General features: G+C 64.1%; 21 protein-coding genes and 2 pseudogenes. 9 read left to right on the forward strand and 14 right to left on the reverse strand.

All coding sequences use genetic code 11. The features are described from left to right. Positions 1 to 33 precede the first annotated feature (33 nt). Entirely contained in the window at positions 34 to 3,147 is a 3,114-nt protein-coding gene (locus HWX03_RS08865) for a hypothetical protein (RefSeq protein ID WP_175870999.1), read from the forward strand. A 131-nt stretch (positions 3,148 to 3,278) separates the two neighbouring features. After that, positions 3,279 to 5,048: a hypothetical protein gene (locus tag HWX03_RS08870; protein WP_175871000.1), complete on the forward strand. Its 1,770-nt coding sequence runs from the start codon at positions 3,279 to 3,281 to the stop codon at positions 5,046 to 5,048. Between the two features lie 577 nt (positions 5,049 to 5,625). Here HWX03_RS08870 and HWX03_RS08875 read toward each other — a convergent pair. From HWX03_RS08875 to HWX03_RS08890, 4 genes are all read right to left on the reverse strand, one after another. After that, entirely contained in the window at positions 5,626 to 6,201 is a 576-nt protein-coding gene (locus HWX03_RS08875) for a DinB family protein (RefSeq protein WP_208456798.1), read from the reverse strand. 178 nt (positions 6,202 to 6,379) lie between these two features. After that, a complete protein-coding gene (locus HWX03_RS08880; RefSeq protein ID WP_175871001.1) occupies positions 6,380 to 7,225 on the reverse strand; it encodes a PhzF family phenazine biosynthesis protein in 846 nt (281 codons plus the stop codon). Between the two features lie 54 nt (positions 7,226 to 7,279). Then, positions 7,280 to 7,909: a LysE family translocator gene (locus HWX03_RS08885; RefSeq protein ID WP_175819609.1), complete on the reverse strand. Its 630-nt coding sequence runs from the start codon at positions 7,907 to 7,909 to the stop codon at positions 7,280 to 7,282. A 35-nt stretch (positions 7,910 to 7,944) separates the two neighbouring features. Beyond that, positions 7,945 to 8,349 carry a VOC family protein gene (locus HWX03_RS08890; RefSeq protein WP_175871002.1) on the reverse strand — a complete coding sequence of 135 codons (405 nt, stop codon included), beginning with the start codon at positions 8,347 to 8,349 and terminating at the stop codon, positions 7,945 to 7,947. Between the two features lie 108 nt (positions 8,350 to 8,457). Here HWX03_RS08890 and HWX03_RS08895 point away from each other — a divergent pair, with 108 nt between their 5' ends. After that, positions 8,458 to 9,804: a PLP-dependent aminotransferase family protein gene (locus HWX03_RS08895; RefSeq protein WP_175871003.1), complete on the forward strand. Its 1,347-nt coding sequence runs from the start codon at positions 8,458 to 8,460 to the stop codon at positions 9,802 to 9,804. 196 nt (positions 9,805 to 10,000) lie between these two features. Here HWX03_RS08895 and HWX03_RS08900 read toward each other — a convergent pair whose 3' ends face one another. Continuing rightward, positions 10,001 to 10,618 carry a 3'-5' exonuclease gene (locus HWX03_RS08900; RefSeq protein WP_175871004.1) on the reverse strand — a complete coding sequence of 206 codons (618 nt, stop codon included), beginning with the start codon at positions 10,616 to 10,618 and terminating at the stop codon, positions 10,001 to 10,003. A 154-nt stretch (positions 10,619 to 10,772) separates the two neighbouring features. Between HWX03_RS08900 and HWX03_RS08905 the strand changes: the two genes are divergently transcribed. Continuing rightward, positions 10,773 to 11,363 carry a 2'-5' RNA ligase family protein gene (locus HWX03_RS08905; protein ID WP_175871005.1) on the forward strand — a complete coding sequence of 197 codons (591 nt, stop codon included), beginning with the start codon at positions 10,773 to 10,775 and terminating at the stop codon, positions 11,361 to 11,363. An 81-nt stretch (positions 11,364 to 11,444) separates the two neighbouring features. On the opposite strand, the gene HWX03_RS08910 is transcribed toward HWX03_RS08905, so the two are convergent. The 9 genes and pseudogenes from HWX03_RS08910 to HWX03_RS08950 form a co-directional block, all read right to left on the reverse strand. Continuing rightward, positions 11,445 to 11,894, reverse strand: coding sequence for an acetyltransferase (locus HWX03_RS08910; protein WP_175819614.1), 450 nt, complete (start codon positions 11,892 to 11,894; stop codon positions 11,445 to 11,447). A gap of 91 nt (positions 11,895 to 11,985) precedes the next feature. Next, positions 11,986 to 12,460: pseudogene (locus HWX03_RS08915) on the reverse strand (NUDIX hydrolase). 49 nt (positions 12,461 to 12,509) lie between these two features. After that, positions 12,510 to 13,394, reverse strand: coding sequence for an NAD(P)-dependent oxidoreductase (locus HWX03_RS08920; protein WP_175871006.1), 885 nt, complete (start codon positions 13,392 to 13,394; stop codon positions 12,510 to 12,512). Between the two features lie 113 nt (positions 13,395 to 13,507). Further along, entirely contained in the window at positions 13,508 to 13,786 is a 279-nt protein-coding gene (locus HWX03_RS08925) for a gamma-butyrobetaine hydroxylase-like domain-containing protein (protein ID WP_175871007.1), read from the reverse strand. Next, positions 13,783 to 14,778 (reverse strand): HEAT repeat domain-containing protein, encoded by a 996-nt coding sequence (locus HWX03_RS08930; protein ID WP_175871008.1) that lies wholly within the window; start codon positions 14,776 to 14,778, stop codon positions 13,783 to 13,785. Before HWX03_RS08930 ends, HWX03_RS08925 begins: the two co-directional genes overlap by 4 nt. 39 nt (positions 14,779 to 14,817) lie before the next feature. Beyond that, a pseudogene (locus HWX03_RS08935) lies at positions 14,818 to 15,114 on the reverse strand (hypothetical protein); the annotation flags it as partial. 42 nt (positions 15,115 to 15,156) lie between these two features. Continuing rightward, positions 15,157 to 15,402, reverse strand: a complete 246-nt coding sequence (locus HWX03_RS08940; protein WP_175871009.1) for a ferredoxin family protein — start codon at positions 15,400 to 15,402, stop codon at positions 15,157 to 15,159. 11 nt (positions 15,403 to 15,413) lie between these two features. Beyond that, a complete protein-coding gene (locus HWX03_RS08945; RefSeq protein WP_175871010.1) occupies positions 15,414 to 17,153 on the reverse strand; it encodes a fumarate reductase/succinate dehydrogenase flavoprotein subunit in 1,740 nt (579 codons plus the stop codon). Then, positions 17,150 to 17,920 carry a GntR family transcriptional regulator gene (locus HWX03_RS08950; RefSeq protein ID WP_175871011.1) on the reverse strand — a complete coding sequence of 257 codons (771 nt, stop codon included), beginning with the start codon at positions 17,918 to 17,920 and terminating at the stop codon, positions 17,150 to 17,152. Before HWX03_RS08950 ends, HWX03_RS08945 begins: the two co-directional genes overlap by 4 nt. Before the next feature lie 303 nt (positions 17,921 to 18,223). On the opposite strand from HWX03_RS08950, the gene HWX03_RS08955 reads away from it, so the two are divergent. From HWX03_RS08955 to HWX03_RS08975, 5 genes are all read left to right on the forward strand, one after another. After that, positions 18,224 to 19,459: an MFS transporter gene (locus HWX03_RS08955; protein ID WP_244132608.1), complete on the forward strand. Its 1,236-nt coding sequence runs from the start codon at positions 18,224 to 18,226 to the stop codon at positions 19,457 to 19,459. A gap of 279 nt (positions 19,460 to 19,738) precedes the next feature. Continuing rightward, on the forward strand, positions 19,739 to 20,140 hold the full coding sequence (locus HWX03_RS08960) for a DnaJ family domain-containing protein (protein ID WP_027784729.1): 402 nt from the start codon (positions 19,739 to 19,741) through the stop codon (positions 20,138 to 20,140). Next, on the forward strand, positions 20,137 to 20,733 hold the full coding sequence (gene tadA / locus HWX03_RS08965) for a tRNA adenosine(34) deaminase TadA (protein WP_175819618.1): 597 nt from the start codon (positions 20,137 to 20,139) through the stop codon (positions 20,731 to 20,733). The genes HWX03_RS08960 and tadA overlap by 4 nt, the downstream gene beginning before the upstream one ends. Before the next feature lie 101 nt (positions 20,734 to 20,834). After that, positions 20,835 to 21,773 (forward strand): muramoyltetrapeptide carboxypeptidase, encoded by a 939-nt coding sequence (gene ldcA, locus HWX03_RS08970; protein WP_175871012.1) that lies wholly within the window; start codon positions 20,835 to 20,837, stop codon positions 21,771 to 21,773. Between the two features lie 308 nt (positions 21,774 to 22,081). Continuing rightward, positions 22,082 to 22,786: a GntR family transcriptional regulator gene (locus HWX03_RS08975; RefSeq protein ID WP_174389323.1), complete on the forward strand. Its 705-nt coding sequence runs from the start codon at positions 22,082 to 22,084 to the stop codon at positions 22,784 to 22,786. Positions 22,787 to 22,878: the final 92 nt, after the last annotated feature.

Raw genomic sequence — 22,878 nt, forward strand, 5'->3', positions numbered from 1 at the left:
AATATCCAGCGCATAGTTTCGGAAACCTGTGGAATGGACTTTATTGACAAGCAGATCCCGCCGCCGAAGTCGTGGGAAAAGTTCGAGGATTTGACTCGCGCACTGTTTGCCGCAGTGTGGGGGACACCTCTCGCGCAAAAAAACGGCAGGTCCGGCCAGCAACAGCACGGTGTTGACGTATACGGGGCGCCTCAGGCTACGCCGGAAAAGAACTTTGGTGTGCAGTGCAAAGGGAAGAACGAAGGCTACGGAGCCAAAGCGACTATCGCGGAGTTCGATGCAGAACTCGCCAAGGCGGAGAAGTTCAAGCCTGCGCTTGGGCATTGGACGTTTGCTACCACATCGCCAAACGACGCGTCGCTTCAAGAGCATGCCCGGCTCAAATCCGAGCGGCGCGTGAGCGAAGGGAAATTTCCTGTTGTTGCTATCGGATGGGACACCATTCAAGGATTGCTGTCCAGTCATCAGACAGTGGTCGAAGAATTCTATCCGGAGCATGCTGGCGATCTTCCGAGAATCATGACGGCTCTGCGTGCGTTACCGCGAGCGGACGAACTCGATCAGATTCGCCGGAGCCTCGTCGCGTTCGCGCCACGATCAGCAGTAATCAGTCTCGACGCACCTGCGTGGTCCGAAGTTAAGTTCGAGACTGCACGTGATCTTGGACCTGCCCTGATGGGGCGATCTCTTGGCCCAGCAGATGTCGCCGCTTGTCCTACTCTTCCAGAAGTATTGCTGCTTACTACTGACTTGGAGCGCGCGGGATCTGCTCGACTTGCAGGTGTGCCTGGGGCTGGAAAATCAATCTCAATCCTTCAGGTGGCACGGCAAATGTATGGTCGCGGCTGGCGGGTTTTACGATTAGCTGACCCGATGGGCAAGGTACCCCCCTTTGATGACAGTCTCAGACCGACGCTCTACATCGTTGATGACGCACACCTGACACGCCCCGCATTCCTTCGTGAGTTGGAAGAGCGGGCGACCGAATCGCGATGGGTATTGAGCGCGCACACAATTTCCGAAGACAAAGGTGGTTTTCCGGGCGCTATCCAGCTCGATGCCAAGCGCGCGGTTCGGGTAATTGCGGACGGTTTGCGGGCTTCCCCAGAAGCGACACTTGCTGCCGTTCGTCGAGCTGATGATCGGATTGGCGATCGTATAGGGGAGGAGCGTCTCGATTTTCGCCTCGAACAGGCAACCGAACAGGCGCTGTATCCGTGGCAGTTTTGTTTCATCCTCGGAGGGGGATGGCGGAGAGCGAGTGCAATGGCAAGCTCTGCGCGCGCAGCAGGGGCGGACTTGGTGCTTGCCGCCGCATCGATTCGACAGTTAGCAACGCGCGATGCGCGATGTTCACGCGAGGCGCTGCTGCAGTTTGTTGGGGACGCGTTGCCGAACTTTGACGGCAGCGCCGCGATTTCTTGGCTAGTAGCGCAACGTTTTTTGCTAAGTGCTGATGATCTTCGCTGTCCGCACCAGCGTCTCGCTAGCGTTCTCCTGGCGCGTATTCTCGACGGTCAGACAACCGAGGCACGCCAGGCAATTGGCATGATGCTCAGAGCGGTGCTCACCGATGTTGAGATGCCACTCGGAGGCCTGAGCGTGCTACTTGGCGAGCTTTCCACTAGTGAGTACGGAAAGTGGCGTTGGCTCGTGAAGCCGGAATGGCTGACTCCCGTTCTAGAGCGCTGCTGGGCAGCGACAGACCCGCTCGGCATTCGGCATGCCTGTTGGCTAATCGGCAACCTGCATGGCTACCTGTCCGACGAGATGGACGTAATTGCCGATCACAAGGAAACGCTTGCGGAGTGGATACAGGCAGCGCCCGATGGCGCAAGCTACGCAATTGGCCGCGTAATCAATCATGTGCTTAATAAAAATGGGGCGCTTGGTGAAAGCATAGTTGCGCTAACCGATCCACGCGCATTAGCAAGGGCGATTAGCGCTGCGACCCCGTTGCACGCTGGTGAGATCGCCGATTTGCTTTCGATGATGGGGGCTGGCCGAGATGATGCTTGGAAAGCCCGCTATCTTGAGCACGTTGATCGCGACGCCTGCCGTCGCATCGTATCAACGTGGCCGCAGGACGCCTACTTGTCAGTCGTCGCCGATCTTTGCGAGCATTTCTGCTATTTGGAGCCCGAGTTTGGATTTTCGCTGATCGAGGCGTTGATTCCGGCCATTGCTGATCGTCTACGTGCAGACCCTCAAGACGCGTTCAACGAACTGCGCGATATCGTATGGAACGCGTTGCGGCTCTACGATCCTCTTGACATATATGTTGGCAAGTTGGCGCCCTCTCGCCGAATGCGGCAAGTGGGGCGAAAGATATGCGATTGCTGGTCGCCGAGGGATCTCGCTATCTGTTTGTCGCGCAGCACACAACGTAACTTCCAAACCGCCGCAGGGCTTCTCAGCTTCATGCAAAGGGCGTCACCGAAGCAGTTTGAGGCGACGGTACTAGCGCTCGATTGGGACGCGATTAATCAAACGATCGGCGAAGATTGGGCGGATGATATTGGCGATGCAAGAATGCTGCTCGGTGTCGCATACGGCGTGTCGACGGCGAGACTCGCAATACAAGCGATGGTTGCCAGCAATGAATCGCATATCATCAACATGTCGACGCATCTCGCAGCTATGGCCCCTGCCAGCGCGTTGCGTCATGTGGCGGCGGGCAAGCACATTGCGCTTTGCCAGTGGGGGCACGTCGATTGGCAACTGGGAGCATTGGTCCTAGCGCGAATGGTTCACTCTGAGCAGCCCACACTAGTTCCTAGTTTTCTCGAACCTCATTATCGCGGGTTGGCGGAGGCGTTGTCCCAAGTCAGTCCGAGTTTTTACGATGATGCCCTGCTGTTTCTACGACTGCTCGCACAGGTGGAGCCAGGTGGCCCAACTCGAATACTGGATCAGATCGACTTTAAGACGGCAGAGAAAGGATGGCGCAACGCACTTCGTGGTTTAGAGAGCGGTCGTGAGCCTGGCGCGAAGGCGCAAGCTCGGCAGGTTGCTTCGTTGATGGTGCACTATGCAATCGATCGGGATGACGCCGTGGGCGAGCTTGCGCGCCAACTGCGGCACGACTTTCCCCGTCAGTCTGTACCTTCGGCAAAGACCTTTGAGTCGATTGATTTAAGTGAATGAGCGACTGACAGGTTGTGCCATCGCCTAACGATGGGGCTAGGGCGACGCGATGCTATGTTGCCGGCCGTGGAGGGACCACAACAGCAAGGCCCTTAGTACTTGACCACTATTGAGGTCTCACGAGAACAATTATGCCGTTTGATTATCTGGCAGCATTTCCTATTCCAACTCATGTTATTCCGCCGAGGCTACGCGGGTTACTGGAGCCTGTTGGCTTGTCGCCAAACCAATTCGTTGAGGTGGCCTCAAAGCAGGAATCCGATCCCCACGGGGAGCAGGCCGAGCACCTTCATTTGCTGATGGCCGTGGTTCCCGGGCTGGATGATGGCCCGATGGAAGTGCTGTCTGAAACTCGCAGTGGTGTGGTGGAATATTCTGTTCCTGTCGGCGACGAGCAAGGCTGTTCAGCAAATTTTTGTCCATCGATATCGGGGCATGACTACATTGTAGCGGCGTGGGGTGATGGCTCGTTCTACACCTTCAACCTGGCCGAAAAGGTCTGGATGACGCTTGGACTGACACCCCGCTGCGTCGGGAACGATCAACAACGTCTGGTTTACGATGACTTGGGACTTCCTGAGTTCGGGGTGGCCGAGGGCGAGGTGTCCAGTGAATACCACTGGAGCTTGAAGAGACCGGTTAGTTGGCGCATGTCGAACGAGTACCTCCGTCGCTACCTTTGGCTGCGTGCGGCACGGGGTGTGCGAGTCTTCTATTACTCAGTCTTGCTGCCAGATGTCCCGGAAGTCCGCGCAATCATGGGAGGGGAGCCTCATGTGTTCCGCAAGCCTACGGACGGAGTGGCTTGGTATGAACTGGACATTCGCGAACATAAGGGCCGGCTTCTGCTCCAACTCTGGGCTTCGGTCGAGGCGGTCATGCCGGACCTCTGTCCAGAGCAAACTGCAGAGGGCATTCAGTGGCCTGGCGACGCGCAGCCCATGACCCACGCGCGTGCGGACGCTCTAGTCGGACACGATCCGGTTTATCTCGACGATCGGTTTCTTCAGAAATACGAACAGAGCGTTTTTTACGACTCGACACCAGCTTTTGTTTGGGATCAGTGGTACTGCAGTCCGTCATACAGAGGGCAGTGGGCCTTTACTGAGTGCCGGCGCGTCGGAAGAAATCTGATCCAGGTGCCGATGCGAGAGTTGTACAAGCCAAAGCCGGATCGGGAGATTGTGCATGCCCGGTCATTTGCGGTCGATCCGGCAGAGCTAGCGCACCTGGATCAGGATGAAGAGCACGTGGTCGCCAAGGTACAGCGATTGCTTGATGTACTTCTCCGATTGGGTGACGGTCTTTCCTCGCTCGGTGCAACCGTTGGGCTGAACAAAGCTGCGACAGAGCTGGTTGGCTTTGATCGTGCCGAGGTGGCCGTTAATGGTTGGCTGGCCTATCCGGCGCTTAGCAGGTTGGGCCAGGTTGCACCGTTGAACATGACTCAGCAGATGTTCTTGGCTCGCTGCAAGAGCTTGCACGAGGTATGGCAGCGAGTTCCAAACGGGTACCTCAAATCATTGTTGGAGCGGGCCGGTTGTCCGCGGGCGGTTGTCAAGGAACTGGGAAGCCTTCGGTTGCTGCAGGCACTTCTGAATATCGTTGAACGGCTGAATGCTCACGAGGAGGCCGTTGACGCTTTTGCGTCAGTGAGCGAGCCAGAAGACTGGAACGATCGCAATGACGCTATGGCGCCTTTGTTTTTGAACAATGATCTGAGAATTGCCGATGCGCACGAGGCTGTGGAGGAGTGCCTGATAACTTTGCAGCGGCTTGGGTTCGACACAGCAAATGTCAACGCAGGTTATGGACGAGCACTCGATTTCGTCTTGGATGGTGCCATTGGCACCTTGGGGGCGGTGGCCACTGGCCTTGAGAAGCTGTTAAGGCCGGCGTAGGCGAATGGATTGAATACGGGGAAGGGGGACACGGCTCGCCGCCTCGTATATTCTTACGAGGTGATTGATTTTAGGGTCACTAGAGTCGTTGCCCGGCAAATTGCACCATCTTCAGTGCTAGCAACAGATGTGTGCTTCTGACGGTAAAAGCGGCGGTAAAGCCCCATGTCAATCACAGGCAAATCCCTTAACCACGCGGGTTTGCGAGACCCGTTGATGATGGAGTGGGAGTGATCCCGCGTCCGGCATAGACCGGCACCAAAAGAGCATTAAAGTCCCTCTAAGCCCGCGTAAATGCGGGCTTTTTGCGTTTTCAGCCTAGCTCCTCAGCAGATCGTCAGTAATGGCCAGGCCGTCGATGCCGGGGGCTGGGCGCAGTTGACGCACGACGTGCACCGGCAGTTGCGACAGGACCGCGGAGCCGGCTTCGATGCAATGCGCCCGGCACCAGCCAGGAAGTGGCCAGCCGACATGGCCTGTCGCTACGCGGCTGAGCACCGCCCGACGGTCTTCGCGGTCGCGGCCGGCACAGGTACGAGACAAGTGGCGGGCGGGCGCCAGGTCGGCCGAAAGGCGCTCACCGAGCGCCGCGATAGTGATCCCTGATGAATACCGGAAGATCATTTGACGGTGGCGCAAAAGGCACCTGATACATCATGTCGCCGACAAAACCGCGGTGGTAGGTGGCGTGATTGACGACATGCAGCACGATTTGCTCGCGGGTCATGACGCCTTCTCCTCCCCCCACAAACTCGAAATGAACGGCTTGCGCGAGATCCTCGTCCGACCAGGTGTCGACAAGATCGATGTACCAGCGGTCCATTTCCTGAACCGCTTTCCAAAGATCGGAAACAGCAGGCGTATGGTCGGTGTTGCGCGAGGTGTAGGTGTGTTTCTTTCCTTGCAGATGATGTCTGAAAATGTCGTCAACTACATAGGCATGGTTCAACGTATGCACCATGTTTCCGAACCGCGTCGGTCGCTGTCGAAGGGCTTCGCCAGCCGGCAGGTCCATCACGCTCTTGAACGTCAGTCCATTCGCCCAGCACTTGTAGCGCACCAGCATTTTCAAGGTGTCTGATGCCAGGGCGGGCAGTGTGATGCGATCGGTGGTTCCGGATGGCGCCATCGGGTTCTGCGGGAGGGTAGACATGCTGAAACTCCTTGCGTGTTTTCGAATGTCAGAACGATGCTCGGGTTGATCCGGTGTTGTCGCGCCACACCGGCAAGCAGTCATGCGAGCACGCTGTTCAGCGTATGGCGCGACCCGGACGGGCGTTATGCGCGCGAGCCCGTCCGAACATCAAGTTGGCGCTTTCTCGTTTGCCTGTTCAAAGGCCGCGGAGCCGGCCTTCGACATGGGTGCGCGTCCTGCCGCCGACCCAGACCTGGCCAGCCTCATCGCGGGTCAAATGAATGCGGCCATGGCGGCCGACGCGTGTCCCCTGGGCGGCGACATAGTCGTCCTCAACCGCACCTGTCGCGAACAGCCACTGCGCCATTGAAGCATTGAGGCTTCCAGTGACCGGGTCTTCGACGATAGCGCCCAGATGGGTGCTGAAGAACGCGCGAACCTCGAAGGCGGCATCGCCGCCTGCTGCATGAGGGCCAATCACACCGACATCGATCCGGCCGGGCCAACTGCGGAGCGGATCGAGGGCGAGCACTGTCTCCGCCGATACCAGCCTGATGCCCAGCCATCCGGGGCCATTGTCGATCCAGGCGGCATCAAGGATATCGGCAGATTCGATCCCCAGCAGTCGCCGAGCCTGCTCCAATGCATCCTGTGTCGGCGCGCCGGAGCGGATCAGTGGCGGGGCGGCGAAGGAAAGCCACTCGTGATCGCGTCGGATCGGAACCAGCCCGGCTCCGCATTCCTGGACGATTTCCGCTGCGCGCTTCGGCACGTGGCCCGTCGAGAGCCACGCATGACAACTGCCGAGCGTCGGGTGCCCGGCAAAGGGCATTTCCCTGTCCAGCGTGAAGATCCTGACCCGGTAGTCGGCCTCAGGATGCGTGGGGGGCAAGAGAAAAGCGGTCTCGGACAGGTTGAGCCACTGCGTCAGCCGCTGCATGTCATCCGGTGCCAACGCATCGGCACCGATGACGACCGCCAGAGGGTTGCCCGAAAGCGGCCCGGCGCCGAAGACATCGACCATATGGATCGCAAAGCTCATGACATCGCTCTTTCAATTCAGATCAGTTCGTGATGGCGTCGACAAGCCGGGATATCAACGTTGCCAGGCAAGCAGTTCGACTCCCGCAACGGCAAACACCGCGGATAGCGTCCCTTCAATCCAGCGCCGGAGTCTGGCATACAGGGCGATCATCGGAGCGGTCGAGAAGAGGACCGCATAACCACCGAACACGATGACGCCGAGGAACGCGCAACCGCCGATGATCGCCGGCAAGATACCGCCGGGGGCGTTCTCCCGAAGCCCAAGGGACATGATTGCCATCCAGGCCAGAACGGCCTTCGGGTTTCCGATATGCATCAGAATGCCCTGGCGGTAGAGCCACCGATAGCGAGGTGTCGAGCGTCCCGGTTCCGTCTTCGCGAAGTCGGAGCCCGGTTTCAGTGCCGACCTGCCCGTGCGGAACGCCAGATAGAGCAGATAGACACCACCGACCATCTTGATGACGATAAGCGCATCGGCATAGGCCGTCAGCACGGCGGAAATGCCGGTCGCCGCCAGGATCGCCCAGAAGAGTGAGCCCGTGATGACGCCGGCCGCCAGAACGAGGGCCGGGAGACGGCCGTCACGCATCGCCGTTCCCATGATCGCCATGTTGCTCGGCCCGGGACTGGCGGTCGCGATGAGATAGGTGCCGTAGGCGAGTGCGATCTGACTGGCGATCATTCGATTTTCTCCAGAGCGGCGGGGCGTCTCCAGCGTTAGCGCTGGAGATCTCCGCGATGAACGATATGGACCTTGTTGCCGTCAGGATCGCGTAGATAGGCGCCGAAGTAGCCGTCACCGTAGTGAGGGCGTAACCCAGGTGCGCCGTCGTCCGTCCCGCCGTACTCGAGACCATTCGCGTAGGCCGTGTTCACGGCTTCTTGCGAGGGGGCCAGAAAAGCGACCATGCTGCCGTTGCCGATGGTCGCCGGCGCGCCATCGTAGGGAAGGTAGACATAGAAGCGCGGCAGCGGCGTTTGACCGTTTACCCAGCAAAGCGCCGCGGGCCCGCCATCGGACATGACGACGCGACGCTTCAGTCCGAGCGGAACGAGCACCGCGTCATAGAAACGGCCTGCCCGCTCAAGATCACGCGCCCCAACAGTTACATGGCTGAACATTTGACCCTCCACGCGCCCGTCGTGGCGATCGGGCGCTTCCAGAAATGCATGTTACCCTTGTTGTTTATATAAATAGTGTCACGTGACACTAATATCTAGGCGACGAACATGCTCCTGCAATCCCCCTGGTCGCCACGGCTTGCCGACATCGAGGCGAATACGGCCGAGCGGCTGGTCCTCGCCCTGGCCGACGACATCATCGAGGGGCGGCTGACGGGAGGCGACCGTCTGCCCGCTCATCGCGATCTCGCGTTGAAACTGGGGATCGGCCTTGGCACGGTGACGAAAGCCTATGCCGCGCTTGAACGGCGAGGCCTGACGCGCAGCATCAAGGGCCGGGGAACCTTCGTGGCGATCCGCCAGGCGCACCATGATCGTCAGATCGACCTTTCGTCCAATGTGCCGCCGGCCATGCTCAGCGCTCGCCTGCTGGCGCGAACATTGACGGGGATCGCACGCAAGATCGATGCGGACCATCTCAATCTCTATGCCCCGCCCGCTGGACATATGGAGCACCGACGTGTGCTGGCCCGCTGGCTCGAAACGCAGGGCCTGATGGTGGAGCCGTCGCATCTGGTGCTGACGAGCGGCGCCCGCCAGGCGCTGTCATTGGCCTTCGAGCTTGCCTGCGGCTCGCAAGGGCTGCTTCTGACCGAGCGGATCACCTATCCCGGCGCGATCGCGCTGGCTCGGCGCAACGGATATCGGATGCAAGGCGTCGCGACCGACGCGCAAGGGATGGTGCCGGGGGCATTGGCGGACGCACTCGACGGCACCGCATCGACCGGCAACAAGGCGGTCTATCTCACGCCGACGCTGCACAACCCGACCACCGCGACGATGGGCATGGAACGAAGGCAGGCCATCGCGGATATTTGCCGCCGGGCGGGCGCGTGGATCATCGAGGACGGCGTCTATGCGTCGGCAGAGCCGGCTTTGCCCCCGCTTGCGGCGTTGGCACCCGAGATCGCCTTTCATGTGAACGGACTGTCCAAATCTCTCGGCCCCGGTTTGCAGATCGGCGTGCTCGCGCTGCCGGCCGGGCTCGACGACGTAGCGGAAGACACATTGCGGGACCTGCCCATGGCTCCGTCGCCGCTTGCTTGCGCGGTGGTCGAGGAATGGTTGGCCACCGACGTCATCTCTTCGATCCAGCGGGATCTGCACCATGAGGCGCGGCGTCGATCCAATCTGGCCGTCGCTCTCCTCGGCGCGAGCGAACTGGTCTCGCATCCTGGCGCCTACAACGCGTGGCTGCCGATGGAGCGTGACGCTGCCAATCATTTCGCATCCGTTGCTGCGGCGATGCGTATCAAGTTGACCCCTCCGGAATCCATGATGGTGAATCCGGAAGATGGGGCGAGCGGGATTCGACTTTGCCTCGGCGGCTCGTCGTTCGACGATCTGACAGAAGCGCTGACGCTTCTGGCAGGGCTGCTGAAGCAGCGCGCTTGACGCTACCGGGCAGGCACCGTACCTATCCAGCGGCAGCGCGCCGCATGCAGGCGCTGGCCCCCGCGGCGCCAGGCAGGATCCGGCTTGTATCGATATCGGCAGCCCAGGCTACCTTGCCGGCATGGCGGCCGCCAGCGGCAAGCGCGCTGCGAACATCCCCCCGCATCATCTGGAGCGGTTCCCGTGCCGTCGCCGCTCACGCGTGCGGGCGCACGAGCGAACGCAAGTACGTCGGCACCTTAGCCTTGGTCGTTGCCTGGACACGTGACATCAGCGCATGATCGATGCGATCCAGCCCGTAAGTCCGCGAAATGTCCTGCTGCAAACGGCACCACAGATGGCCGGCCATCTCGGCATCGACCATTGCCCGGTGCGCGCGGCCCGATTGCGGCAACCGCAGCATCTCGGCCAGGCTCGACAGGCGGTGACTCCGGGCATCCGGGTAGATGCGCCTCGCCACCAGCATCGTGCACGCAAACGCATGGTCGGCCGACATGTCGAGCAGCCCGAGCTCCGACTGCCAGAAGCGCTTGTCGAAACCGGCGTTGTGGGCCACGACCGCATGCTTGCCGACGAACGCCGCCGCTTCCTTCATGACTTTCGACGCCGGGGGCGCCGATGCGATCATGTCGTTCGTGATGCCGGTGAGCGCAACGACATCGGACGGGATGCGTCTGCCTGCATTCATCAAGCTCTGGAAACGGTCGACGACTTGCCCGTCGCGCAGCAGGATGACGGCAATTTCGGTCGCGCGGTCGCCCAGATTCGGCGACAGCCCGGTGGTTTCGAAGTCCAGTACCGCGACGGTTTGCATGGTTGAATTCGGGTGCGTCATCAGAGGGTGTCGAGTTTGGCCGAGAGGGTAGCATCTTCGGGCGCGCGAACGGCGGGTTCATCGCGCGGCGAGCGGGTCGGCTTCCGATTGACGATAATGAAAATCTCGCTCCAGGCCTGTCGGACATGCTGCCGTGACTCAACTGACGCTACCCGGATTCGATGCGCCGCCGCCGGTCCCTCTGCACCGCTTCTTTTTCGCCGTGATGCCGGATCCGGCCGCGGCGGGGCGCATTGCCGGCATGGCCAAAAGCATGCGGCTGGAGACGGACAGCCTGGTGGGCACCGAGCGTCTGCACATCACGCTGGGCTCTCTAGGCGACTTCGCTTACGTGCCGGACGCTACGCTTGCGCTGGCCCGTGCGGTCGCGGACCGCGTGGATGTGCCGTCTTTCTCCGTGAGGTTCGACAAGATCATCAGCTTCAACGGGCGGCCCGGTCATCAGCCGCTGGTGCTGATGGGGCGGGCCGGTCTGGAAGACTTGATCGACTTTCGACGGCAGTTGCGACGTGCGCTCAAACAAGAGGCGGGGCTGAGCATTCTTCCCGCGAGTTTCACCCCGCACGTGACGCTGCTGTATGGCGCACAGAGGCCCGATGAGTATCGGATCGAGCCGATTACCTGGACCGTGTTCGACTTCGTCCTGGTCGATAGCTGGCTCGGCAAGTCGCACTACGACGTGTTGGGGCGCTGGCCGCTGACGACCGGCAGCCCCTCGGGATGATTGTGATGCCGCAGTGTGGTGTCGTTTTCAGCGCATCCGGAGCGGGCCGATGCAGTGTCCCGTTCTCGCCCGAACTCCGGCTCAGTCCCGATCGCCCTGCCGATAACAAAGATGAATCAGCGGATAAGGCCGACCTTGTCCATCCCGCGCCGATCGCCCGCAGCGCTCGAATCCGAGTCGTTCATAGAATCCCGCCGCCGCCTGGTTCTGTTCGTTGACGTCGGTCGACAGGTCGGGATGGCGCTTGAGCGCTTCCTCGACCAGCCGCCGCCCGACTCCCGCACCATGGTGGGCGGGATCGACGAACAGCGCTTCCATGTGGCTGCCGTCGAGCAGCATGAAGCCGATCGGACGATCGCTCTCGTCGACGGCCAGATCGAGCGGTGCGCCCGGCAGAAACGCGACGACTTCGGATTCGATCGAACGACGATCGTCGTCGCTCAGGAAGTGATGCGTGGCATCGACGGCATTGCGCCAGATATCCAGTACGCGTGTGGCGTCGGCCTCGGTGGATTGTCGAATTCTGATCATGGTTTGATGTGTGGTGATCCGGCGCTCGGCAGGTAGCCGGCTCCGTGACGGAGCGAACGCATCGCGGTGATGCGCAAGCAACAGCGAAGTGTCAGGCGCTTGGCGGACGCGCGTTGCCCAGCGCCGCCGTCCGCTCGATCGCCCGTCGCGCGACGTCGCGCCCGCCCGCGCTCATCGGTAAATCGTCGCGGTCGAGCCTCGTCGATGCCGAACCAGCGCGCGTCGAGCGCGTCGTCGCCGGCGGCCGGCATGCTGCGCAACCATCTGCACAGCACCGCGACCATGACGAAATGCTGGCGCACGGCGCCGTGCGCATCGTAATCGAACGCGTCCAGCGCGGTAAAGGCGTCGAGCGCCTCCACGTCGACCGTCGTTTCTTCCGCGATCCCGCGCACGACCGCATCCGCGAGCGGTTCGCCCGGCTCGATCTTGCCGCCGGGGAAGCCCCAGCAGCCTGCATCGGGCGGATTCGCGCGTCGCACGAGCAGCGCGTCGCGCTCGCGCAGCACGATGCCGATCATGGCGGGAACGGGGCGCAACGGTGCAGCGTGGCCGGGTGCGGACATGGTTGTGCCTACCCGCCGGTGGGAACGAATACGTGGGCGTACACGCGGCTCATCGTGCGTCCCCGGTACGCTGTTCGATCGCACGAATCACGGCGGCCATGTCGGCCGCGCCATGTCCGGCCTGCTCGGTTTCGGCGTAAAGCGCGTGGCAGATGTCGAGCAGCGGCGACGCGATGCCGATGCCGCGCGCGGATTCGGCGACGAGGCGCGCGTTCTTCAGCACGTCGGTGATCGCGGCCTGCACCGAGAAATCTGCCGCGATGAGCTTGCCGAGCTTCACGCGCGACACGTCGCTCGCCATCGGGCCGGCATTCAGCACGTCGGCGAAGCGCGCGAGGTCGATACCGTGACGTTGCGCGAAGTGCGTGGCTTCGGCGAGACCGGTGACCATCGTGATCAGGAACAGGTTGACGGCGAGCTTCATCGTCAGCGCCGACGGCACGTCGCCGCACACGAAGCTGTCGCGGCACAGCGGCTTCACGAGCGCGCGGACGGCATCGACGTCGTCCGGCGCGCCGGCCAGCATCACGACGAGCTGACCGGCTTCGGCCGGCTTGCGCGAGCCCGATACGGGCGCCTCGACGTAGCGGCCGGACGCGGCGGCGATGTCATCGGCGAGCGCGCGCGAGTAGTCGGGCGCATTCGTGCCCATGTTGACGATCGTGTGTCCGCCGACGCGGGCGGCAAAAGCGGGCGTGCTGCGCGCGAGGGCGGCATCGATCGCCGCGTCGTTCGCGAGCATCAGGATCACGGTGCGGCAGGACACGAATACGTCGTCGATGTCCTCGGCCACGCGTGCGCCGGCGTCGCGCAGCGCGTCGTCGCTGCCGTGCGAACGGCTCCACACGACGAGCGGCGTGCCGGCCCGCGCGAGATTGAGCGCCATCGGCGTGCCCATCACGCCGAGGCCGACGAATCCGACTGCGGTTTGCATGGTGCGGCTCCAACGGTAGGTGGCGACGATCGTGGGCGTCAGTATCGCAGCGTTTTCGCACGCCTGCCATCTGGCATCTGGCCCGCGCGACCGCGGAAGCCGCGTCGTCGCCGCTACACGAGGTCCGCCAGGTACGGCCACGGATAAATGCCGCGTGCATGGCCGTCGCCGAACAGGAAGCGCACCCCGTAGCCGAGCGCTTCCACGCCGTCGAGCTTCAGGGCCGGCCGCACGTCGATGTGGCCGCCGTCGAGCCGAATCTTTCGGCATTCCGCACACGGGCAATCGCAGCGCAACCGCGCATAGTCGATGCGTTGCGTCGCGCCGTCTGGCCAGTGCAGCGTCAGTACGCGTGCCGGGTGATCGAGTGCGATTTCGGTCGGCGCGATCATCGCGACGCCTCATCGATTTGCTGGATCGCGATCCGTACGGCCTTGCGCACTTCGGGGTCGCGATCGTCGAGCGCATCGTGCAGCGCGGGTAGCGTCGCGCGATCGCGCAATTCACCGAGCGCAAGCGCGGCTTCCTTGCGCAGATTGCTGATCGCATGCGAGAGCAGCGCGACGACGGCCGGTGCCGCGGCCGCATCGCGCAATTGGCCGAGCGCGCGGACGGCGCGCACGCGCACTTGCCAGTAATCGTCGTCGAGCGCGTCGACGAGCGGGTCGTGCGCAACGGTGACGCGCAGCTTGCCGAGCGTGGCCGCTGCTTCCTCGCGAACCTGCCATTCGGCGTCACGCAGCGCCGCGAGCAACGCGGTGACGACGGCCGTATCGCCGGCAGATGCAAATCCAATTGCACCGACCGCGGCGCGCCGCACGTCGGCATCGGCGTCCGTGGTCGCGACGCGCGCGAGCGGCGGCAGCGCGCGGCCGTCCTTGAGCCAGCCGAGGACGACGACCGCCTCCGCGCGTACGGCAGCGGCGCTCGCATCGAGTGCGCGCAGCGCGGGTGTGAACGCGTCGGGGTCGCGCAACTCGCGCAAGCCGCGCAGCACGGCGCCGCGTACGAACGGCTCAGGCCGGTCGGCCCAACGGCACAGCACGGCGCCCGATGCCGCATCCTTCAGTTCGGACAGGCTCTGCGCGGCAGTCGCGCGCACGCCATCGTCCGGATCGAGCAGCGCGTGGCACAGCGCGTCGACGACATCGGGCTGCTCCCATGCGTCGAGCACGCGCGCGGCCTCGCTGCGCACGTCGGCCGACGGGTCGTCGCGCAGCGCCGCGACGAACGACGGCACAAGTTCGGGCGCTTCGAGATCGGCGAGTTCGAGCAACGCGATGCGGCGCACCGATGCATCGGCTGCGGCGAGGCGCGCGACGAGCGCGGCATGATCGGCGGCCGGCACGCCGGGCAGCGGGAACGCGGAGGAAGAAGCGGTCATGGAAAAAAGTCGGTGCGGTGAATGGGCAGGTACGCGCGCTCAGGCGGCGTCGCGCAACAGCGCGAGACAGCGGCGCTTGATGTCGACGAACGCGGGCTCGATCGTGCTGTCGTCGGTGCGGGGCCGCGCGAGCGGCACGCGGATGTCGGCGACGATGCGCGCGGGCCGCGGCGACAGCATCAGGATGCGGTCGCCGAGAAACAGCGCTTCGTCGATATCGTGCGTGACGAACAGCACGGTCGTGCCGATGCGCGACCAGATGTCGAGCAGCAGCGTCTTCATCATCTTCAGGCCGAACGCGACGTTGTCGATCACGCGCTTCCACGGAAACAGCGTGAGTCCGGTAGCGGGGGAGCGGTGCACGGGTGGCGCGCCGGGTCAGCGCAGCAGGTACGGGATCTCGACCTTGACCGCCCCGGTCGGGCAGTCGCGTTCGCACGGCATGCAGTACCAGCATTCGTCGAACTGCATATAGGCCTTGCCCTTGGTGACGTCGATCGCGAGCAGGTCGAGCGGGCACACGTCGACGCACACGGTGCAGCCCTTGTCGGCGATGCACAGCGACTCGTCGATCGTCACGGGCGCGCTGCTGCGCTGGAAGATGTCGTGCGGGGTATGGGACATGGCAAGGTTCCTCAAAGGGCGGCCGCGAGCGTGGCCGGTTCGCGGATGCGCAACTGCGCGTAGGCGCCGCGTTCGTCGTCGGCAAGCGGCACGACGTACGGTTCGACCGGCCGCTTCTCGCTGCGCATCGCGCCCGCGGCATCCTTGCGCAGCCACGTGTGGCAGAACCATTCGGCGTCGTTGCGATGCGGAAAATCGACGCGATGGTGGTACAGCCCCCAGCGGCTCTCGGTGCGGAACAGCGACGCGCGCGCGGCCATTTCCGCGCAGTCGCGGATCGCGCGCACTTCGGCCGCGCGCATCAGTTCGTGCGGGTTATCGGCCTTTATTTCTTCGATATCCTCAGTAATTCCGTCAAAACGTTGCAGCCCGATTTCCATCTTGCGCGTCACCTTCGGCGGTTGCAGGTAGTCGTTCACCATGCGGCGCAGCTTGTACTCGACCTGCGCCGGCGCGAGGCCGCGCTCGCGCAGCAGCGGCGCGAGCACGCGCGTGCGCTCGGCGTCGACCTGCTGGTCGTCCACCAGCGCGTGGTCGCGGCCGGCCACGTAGTCGGCCGCGTTTTGCCCGGCGAACCAGCCGTACGTGAATGCGCCGAGCATGTAGTTGTGCGGGACGGCCGCCATGTCGCCGGCTGCGTACAGCCCCGGCACGGTTGTCTCCGCGCGTGCGTTCACGTACACGCCCGATGCGCTGTGCCCGCTGCAGAAGCCGATCTCGGAGATGTGCATCTCGACCATCTGGCTGCGGTAGTCGGTGCCGCGCCCCGCATGGAAGCGGCCGCGGCTCGGCCGTTCGTTCGTATGCAGGATCTGCTCGATGGTCCGGATCGTTTCTTCCGCGAGATGGTCGAGCTTCAGGAACACGGGGCCGTTGCCGCTCTGCAGTTCCTGGTAGAACTCCCACATCATCTGGCCGCTCCAGTAGTCGCATTCGATGAAGCGTTCGCCCTTGCCGTTCGCGGTGAAGCCGCCGAGCGGGCCCGTCACGTATGCGCAGGCCGGGCCGTTGTAGTCCTTGATCAGCGGATTGATCTGGAAGCATTCGAGGTTCGCGAGCGCGGCGCCCGCGTGATAGGCCATCGCGTAGCCGTCGCCCGCGTTGGTCGGGTTCTCGTACGTGCCCATCAGGTAGCCCGATGCCGGCAGCCCGAGGCGGCCGGCCGCGCCGCAGCAGAGGATCACGGCCTTCGCGCGGATCACGTGGAAGTCGGCGGTGCGGCAGTCGAAGCCGAGCACGCCGCTCGCGCGGCCCTGCGCGTCGGTCAGTACGCGCGTCGCGACGATCCGGTTCGTGATCGCGATGCGTGCGCGCTTCAGTTGCCGGTACAGCACCTTCTTGATGTCGTGTCCTTCCGGCATCGGCAGCACGTACGAGCCCATGTGATGGACCTTCTTCACCGCGTAATCGCCGGTGCCGTCCTTCTCGAACTTCACGCCCCAGCGATCGAGCTGCTCGATCGTCGCGAAGCTGTGCGTCGCATACGCGTACACAGCTTCCTGGTCGACGATCCCGTCGTTGGCGATCGTGATCTCGCGCGTGTACTGCTCGGGTGTCGCATGACCGGGAATCACCGCGTTGTTCAGGCCGTCCATTCCCATCGAGATCGCGCCGCTGCGTTTCACGTTGGCCTTCTCGAGCAGCAGCACGCGCAGCGACGGATCGCGCTCCTTCGCCTTGATGGCCGCCATCGGGCCGGCCGTGCCGCCGCCGACCACGACGATGTCGTATTCGTGCACATGGGTATTCATCGCGGGTTCCTTGCAGGTTTGCGCGCCTTCTGCCGGTCGACGCGCAACCGGTACTGGAAGGCGTCGCCGCGGAAGTAGAGATATTCGTAGTCGATCGGCGCACCCGACGCGTCGTGCGTGAGGCGCTCGATGCGCAGCACGGGGCTGCTTTCCTCGACGTGCAGCGCGTCGACGATTTCGTCGGCGGCGCGGATCGCGTCGATCGACACGTCGGCATGGCCGAGCGGGATGCCGCAGTCGTTCTCCAGGATCAGGAAGATGTCGCGGGTCGCGAGATCGGCGCCGGCGAGGCGCTTGCCGAGCGCTTCGGGCACCCAGGTCTGTTCGAGCGACACCGGTTCGCGGTTCAGCAGCCGCACGCGATGGATCTCGACGAGCGGCGCGCCTTCGGGCACGTTCAGCTTCGTCGCGAGATGGCGATCGGCCTTCACGGTGCGCAGGCTGCGCAACTGGTTGACGATCTCGTAGCCCATCGACGACATCGCCTCGGCGAACCCTTGCAGCGACGTCACGTTCTGGAACGCCTTCGGCTTCGACACGAATGTGCCCTTGCCGTGCAGCTTGAACAGCAGACCTTCCTTCTGCAGGTCGCCGAGCGCCTGGCGCACCGTGATGCGGCTGACGTCGAACATCGCGCAGAGCTCGTGCTCGGAAGGCATCCGGCTGTGCGGCGCGTAGGTGCCGTCGAGAATGCGCGCGCGCAGCGTGTCCTTGATCTGCACGTAGAGCGGGGCCGCGGACAGCGGCACGACGTTGGACGGGGTCATCGGTCAACTTGTTATGACAAGATGGGGCGAGTGTAGCCAGCGTGAGTGCGCGCCCCAACCAACGATTTCTGATTTCGAATTTCCCGTTGCGGAAAAGCGGGGTGGCAGGCGGTGAGGCGACCGGGTGATCCGTCCCTTGCGAGCCGCGCGGAATCGCCGACGATAAAAAATCCGCGACCCATGCGCCACGCATGTCGATTTCCCGATGGGTCGCCCGTCGTATCGATATCGACCGGGCAATGCGCCGCCCATGCGGCCGGCACCCGGTTGCCGCGAATGGCGCAACGAGCGAGGAGAGGCCACATGACACGCCACATGCCGGATTCCCGATACCGCTGGGTGATCGTCGCCGCGGGCGGCCTGATGGGCTGCGTCGCGATCGGCGCGATGTTTTCGTTACCGGTGTTCCTGCGGGCCATCGCGCACGATACGGGCTGGTCGATGACCGGCATTTCCGCCGCGATGACGCTCGGCTTCATCGCGATGGCGTTTGCGAGCATGGCGTGGGGCAGCCTGTCGGACCGCGTCGGCACGCGGCCGGTCGTCATCGCGGGCGCCGTGCTGCTGTCGGCGAGCCTGGCGCTGGCGAGCCGCGCGCCGTCGCTGCTCATGTTCCAGTTGACCTTCGGCCTGGCCGTCGGCAGCGCGACGGCCGCGATATTCGCGCCGATGATGGCGTGCGTGACCGGCTGGTTCGACACGCACCGCAGCCTCGCGGTATCGCTCGTGTCGGCCGGCATGGGGATGGCGCCGATGACGATGGCGCCGCTGGCCGCATGGCTCGTGTCGGTGCGCGACTGGCGCACGTCGATGCTGCTGATTGCCGCGCTGGCGGCCGTCGTGATGATTCCGGTGTCGCTGCTGGTGCGCCGGGCGCCCGCGCTCGACGCTGCACCCGCGCACGCGACGCCTGCGCCTGCGTCCGCCGGCGCTCCCGCCGCGATGTCGGTCGCGGATGCGCTGCGCTCGCCGCAGTTCATGGTGCTGCTGCTGACCAACTTCTTCTGCTGCGCGACGCATTCGGGCCCGATCTTCCATACGGTCAGCTACGCGGTGACCTGCGGGATTCCGCTGATCGTCGCGGTGTCGATCTACAGCGTCGAAGGGCTCGCGGGCATGGGCGGCCGGATCGCGTTCGGGATCCTCGGCGATCGCCTCGGCGCGAAGCGCATGCTGGTCGCTGGGCTGCTCGCGCAGGCGCTCGGCGCGCTCGGCTACTACTTCGTGCGCACGCTCGACGGCTTCTACGCGGTCGCGACGCTGTTCGGCTTCATCTATGCGGGCGTGATGCCGCTGTATTCGGTGCTCGCGCGCGAGAATTTCCCGCTGCGGATGATGGGCACCGTGATCGGCGGCTGCGCGATGGCCGGCAGCCTCGGGATGGCCGCGGGCCCGGTCGCCGGGGGCCTGATCGTCGATGCATTCGGCAGCTACGGCTGGCTGTACCTCGGCTCGTTCGCGATCGGGATCGGCGCGTTCCTGATCGCGACGATGTTCCGCCCGTTCGCGAAAGCGCGATCGGAAACGATGGCTGCGTAATGGGGGAACGGAGGCGGGGCGCGTCGCCTTTTCGCTGGATCGGCAGGGTCGCCGCATCGTCGTGGATAAAAAAATTGGGTCCGGACATCGCCTCCGTCCGGAAGCGTCCAAACGGCGCTCAGCCTGCTGCGGCGCAGCAGAGCGGCAAGTGACGGCGATCGGCGCGCATGCGCAGCGATTCGGCCCCTAAAAATGCAATATCGAGCATGTATTCGAAGGGCCTGTCATACCGGCGTCACCCTGCTAGAATTCGGCCTGCCGCATTGTTCCGATTGACTGATGAGACTGCTTGACGCCCTGGTCGAACAACGTATTGCCGCCGCCGCCGCGCGGGGAGAGTTCGACGATTTGCCGGGTACCGGCGCGCCGCAGGCGCTGGATGACGACCTGCTCGTGCCCGAGGAGGTGCGGGTGGCCAACCGTATCCTGAAGAACGCGGGCTTCGTGCCGCCGGCCGTCGAGCAACTGCGCGCGCTGCGCAACCTGCACGACGAAGTGCAGGCGGTCAGCGACCGTGCCGCGCGCTGCCGGCTGCAGGCGAAGATCCTCGCGCTCGACATGGCGCTCGAATCGCTGCGCGGCGGCCCGATGGTGATGCCGCGCGACTACTGCCGGCGCATCGCTGAACGCCTGTGCGAACGCGGGCTCGACGACGCGCCCGCCGAAGCGGGGACGATGTGACGTCCGACGCGCTGCACGACGCAGCCCGCTCGGCAGCCGCCCCGGCCGCTGACCCCGCCGCCGATTCTCCCGTTCACGACACCGCGCCCGTATCGGCGCGCGACCTGCATTTCATGCGTCTTGCGCAGGCCGCCGCCGAAGAGGCGCGCGCGGCCGGCGAAGTGCCGGTCGGCGCGGTGCTCGTGCGCGGCGACGAAGTGATCGCCCGCGGCTTCAACCATCCGATCGGCGGGCACGACCCGTCCGCGCATGCCGAAATGGCCGCGCTGCGCATGGCCGCGCAGCAACTGCAGAATTACCGGATGCCCGGCTGCGAGCTGTACGTGACGCTCGAGCCGTGCCTGATGTGCGCAGGCGCGATCATGCATGCGCGTATCGCGCGGGTCGTCTATGGCGCCGCGGACCCGAAGACGGGCGCGTGCGGCAGCGTGATCGATGCATTCGCGAATCCGCAGCTCAACCACCACACCGAAGTGACCGGCGGCGTGCTCGCCGACGAATGCGGCGCCGCGCTGAAGTCGTTCTTCGCCGAGCGCCGTCGCGCGTTGCGCGAAGCGCGGCTCGCCCGCGACGCCGAATCCGGCGCGTCATAGGCGCTCCCGCCGCGCCCGGCGTTCCGGGCGTGCACGGTTTTCGTGAACCGGACACGGTTCGGACCCTCTAAGCAGGTTTGACGACCCCGACACCTTTCGCCATGTCCTTCCAGCCCGCCGCGTCCTACACCATCCGCCTGCTGGCGCCGTCCGGCTATCCGCACGACCCCGATGCGATTAACCGCGCGCTCGAGCGCCTCAGCACCGCGCAGCAGCGCATCGAGAACATCGAGGCGACGCAGCGGCGCTTCCAGCGTTTCGGCGGCACCGACGGCGAGCGGGCGGGCGACCTGAACCGCCTGGCCGATCCCGAGCGGCCGTTGCCGGACATCGGGCTCGCAGTGCGCGGCGGCTACGGCGCCGCGCGCATCCTGCACGGGCTCGACTATCGCGGGCTCGAACGCCGGCTGCGCGACCAGCCGGTCGCGCTCGTCGGTCACAGCGACTTCACGGCGATCCAGCTGGCGCTGTACGCGAAGGCGCGCATCAAGACGTTCGGCGGCCCGATGCTGTCGGCGGATTTCGGCGCGGAAACGCCGAGCGACTTCACGATGCAGCATTTCTGGCAGACGCTGACGCAGCCGAGCACGACGATCGTCGCCGACGCACCGCAGGTGCAGACGGTGAACGTGACGGGCACGCTGTGGGGCGGTAACCTCGCGATCCTCACGTCGCTGGTCGGTACGCCGTACATGCCCGACATCGAGGGCGGCATCCTGTTCATCGAAGACGTCAACGAGCAGCCGTTCCGGATCGAGCGGATGATCTATCAACTGCACCTGTCGGGGCTGCTCGCGCGCCAGCAGGCGCTCGTGCTCGGCCAGTTCACCGGCGCGCGGCCGTTCGAGTACGACAACGGCTACGACATGCAGGCGATGATCGACCAGGTGCGCGCGGTGGTCGGGATTCCGGTCGTCACGGGGCTCCAGTTCGGCCATGTGCCCGACCTGCTGACGCTGCCGTTCGGTGCACAGGCGCAACTGGTCGCGAATGCGCATGGGTTCCGGCTGACGCTGTCGGACTATCCGCATCTCGGCTGATGCCGGCGCGATCGATCGAAAGGCGGGTTTCCCCGCCTTTTTCTTTATGTGAATGCGCAACTAACGGTCCATATTTTTCGTCAACGCCCACACGATCTTCGTCTGGTTTTGCACCATTTTTGTCAACAAAATAGCCGGGAGGGTATACGACGAGAACGGCCTCAGTCTTGCTTGTCAGGCTTGTCGTGCATGGATTTCGTGCGCGCTGCACCGAATGGGGACACGCCATCGCACGCCGGTTGTGCGGCATTCCGCAAAAGAATTGTTGACAATCTTTATGTCCATCCTAGGATGAGGACCATCACACGATGCAGATCATGAACGAGCCCGATTCCCATCCGTCCGGTGCAGCCGGTCCCGAAGCGATCGCCGAGCGGATCCGCACCGCGATCCTCGAGCATCGGCTCGCGCCCGGCGCGAAGCTGACGGAGGCGCAGCTCTGCGACGTGTTCGGCGTGAAGCGCGGCACGATCCGCCAGGCGCTCGCGCAGCTCGCGACCGACAAGCTGGTCGAGCTCGAGCCGAACCGCGGCGCGTTCGTCGCGAGCCCGACGCTGCAGGACGTGCACGAAGTGTTCGAGATGCGCCGGATCATCGAGCTTGCCGTGGTCGAACGGCTCGCGACCGGCCCCGGCGCCAAGCGGCTGAAGGGCGTCGCGGCGCTGATCGATAAGGAACGCAAGGCGTTCGAGCGGCACGACTTCGCGGCGTGGATCCGGCTGTCGGGGGAATTCCATACGGCGCTCGCGACGCTGATGGGCAATGCGACGCTCAGCGAGTGCCTCGAAGGGCTCGTCGCACGCTCGACGCTGATGTCGGCGCTGTACGAATCGCACGGGCGCAGCCCGTGCTCGTGCGACGACCACGACGAGATCCTCGCCGCACTGGAGGCGGGCGATCCGAAGCAGGCGGTGACGCTGATGGCGCGCCACCTGCAGCATGTCGAACTGAAGATGCTGGACCGGCCCGCGCAAGGGCAGGTCGACTTGCGCGAAGTGTTCGGCGGCGCCTGAGCGGCGACGCGAACCCGGCCGCGCGCCACACGACGAGCGTAATGCAGGCCTGCGGTGTTTGCCGCGGGCCGCTGGTCCGACTCCGGGCGACG

Source organism: Burkholderia sp. BCC0397 (assembly GCF_902832865.1).
In the GTDB taxonomy this organism is placed as follows: Bacteria; Pseudomonadota; Gammaproteobacteria; order Burkholderiales; family Burkholderiaceae; genus Burkholderia.